Origin of the sequence: uncultured Allobaculum sp. (assembly GCF_948576815.1) — a bacterium.
GTDB classification, from domain to species: Bacteria; Bacillota_I; Bacilli_A; order Erysipelotrichales; family Erysipelotrichaceae; genus Allobaculum; species Allobaculum fili.
In genome coordinates, this window is the sequence record NZ_CAPAEZ010000125.1 from 1 (window position 1) to 1,844 (window position 1,844).

At 49.3% G+C, this 1,844-nt stretch carries 2 protein-coding genes; both read left to right on the plus strand.

What is annotated here, in order from left to right; genetic code table 11:
* The first annotated feature begins 12 nt into the window (after nucleotides 1–12).
* On the plus strand, nucleotides 13–300 hold the full coding sequence (gene tnpB, locus Q2J39_RS10830; protein ID WP_367280864.1) for an IS66 family insertion sequence element accessory protein TnpB: 288 nt from the start codon (nucleotides 13–15) through the stop codon (nucleotides 298–300).
* A gap of 126 nt (nucleotides 301–426) precedes the next feature.
* On the plus strand, nucleotides 427–1,844 hold a 1,418-nt coding region (locus Q2J39_RS10690; protein WP_300968169.1), incomplete at its 3' end, for an IS66 family transposase.

Below are 1,844 nucleotides of genomic sequence, written 5' to 3' on the forward strand. Positions count from 1 at the left end.
TTTCGCAAGGGCATAGATGGACTGGGTACATACGTCCAGTCGATCCTGAACACGGATCCTTTCCAGAACGCAATGTTCGTCTTCACCAACAAACGACACAACAAGCTCAAACTTCTCCATTATGACGGTACAGGATTCTGGCTCCTTCACAAGCAGCTGAGCAAAGGCACTTTCAAATGGCGGATGAACTCCCTGGATCCTTTCCTGGAGATCTCCCAACAACAGCTGGACTGGCTCCTGGAAGGACTGGACATAAACCAGAAACGGGCTTTCAGGCCTGTGAAACCACAATATATCTAGACAGACCTCCTGCTCTCTCCTGCAGTTTTCAGTCATATCAAATGAATCACTTTTGAAACTGTGAGCATAATAATTATTTAAGGCATATCAGTTTGCCCCTTTTCCTCTTTATCCTATACTTTTGCCATGGACTTCTTATCTTCTTTTGACTTCGAAAACTACACCCGCAAATCCATGAAAGAAAGCCTCGAATCTCTGGATCATGATGACCTGGTCGATGCCGCTCTCTTCCTGGCCGACAACCTGTTCCTGAAAGACCAGATCAACAGGAAGGCGGCCATGGACCGCTTCGCTTCCAAAAGCGAGCAGCTTTTCATATCCCTGTTCAACGAGGCGGAAGAGATCGCATCCACGTCTTCTCCCGAAGACCTGGATGAATCAGCTGTCCTGGAAACTGTGAGCAAAGAGAGACCGGCGTCCCCCAAAAAGCGCAGATCCATGAAGGAGAAAGCAAAGGCGCTTCCTGAAAAGATCATCGATGTGTATCCGGATGCAGGCAAGGACCCGGTGTGCCCTGTATGTGGCACAGCCATGAAGGAGCTGAAACCGACTGTACACCGGACCATCAAATACGTTCCGCAGCGCCTCTATGTCGAAGTGGAAGTGGATCATAATTATGTCTGCCCCAAAGGTTGTGAAGATGAGGATGGAAAGCCTGTGATGATCCCGGCTGCCCGCAAAGAAGCACCGCTTCTGGAGAATACGATGTCTTCGCCTTCTCTTGTGTCCCACATCATAGCCCAGAAAACAGTCATGGGACTGCCTCTTTACAGACAGGAACAAGACTGGCAGCGAAGAGGATTCAACCTCAGCAGGAGTATCATGGCCAGCTGGATGATCCGTTCTTCCCAGATCTATGGAGAAGCTCTGGTGGACAGGATGATACAGGATTTCAGGGAATGTGATGTGGTCCATATGGATGAGACCGTACTGAAATGCCTGGAAGTGAGTCGGGATCAGGATCGGACGAACTGTTACATGATCGTCGGGGTCAGCGCAGAGCATGAAGCCAGACAGATGGTCATATATCAGTTCAAGAAGAGCAGGGCCCAGAAGTTCGTATGGGAATTCCTGGGAGAAGGATTCGAAAAGGCCCTGATGTCAGACGGATTCGAAGGCTACGATAATTACACAGCAGCCATCCATCTGAGTTGTATGGCCCATGCGAGGCGGCATCTGTATGATGCGGTGAAGATCCGTGCAGACTACCAGACATTCAAGAATCTGCCAGACGATACAGAAATGAAACTGAAACATATCAGGGAGAATCCGGCACTGGGGATCCTGTTGGAGCCACTTGGGAACATCAACAGGCTTTATGAGGTGGAGAGCAGAGCGAAAAAGAAGAAACTGAGTCGGGAAGAAGTATACGAACTGAGGCAGAAAGAGTCTAAACCGCTTTTTGACCAGGTGATCGCAGGAATGGAGCGGATCGCCCGGAGTTTTGATAGTGGTTCGAAAGCAGTAAAGGGAGCAAACTACTTCCTGAAAAGGAAAGACTCGCTGGCCCTTTATCTGGAGGATGGGAACTATCCGATCGACAA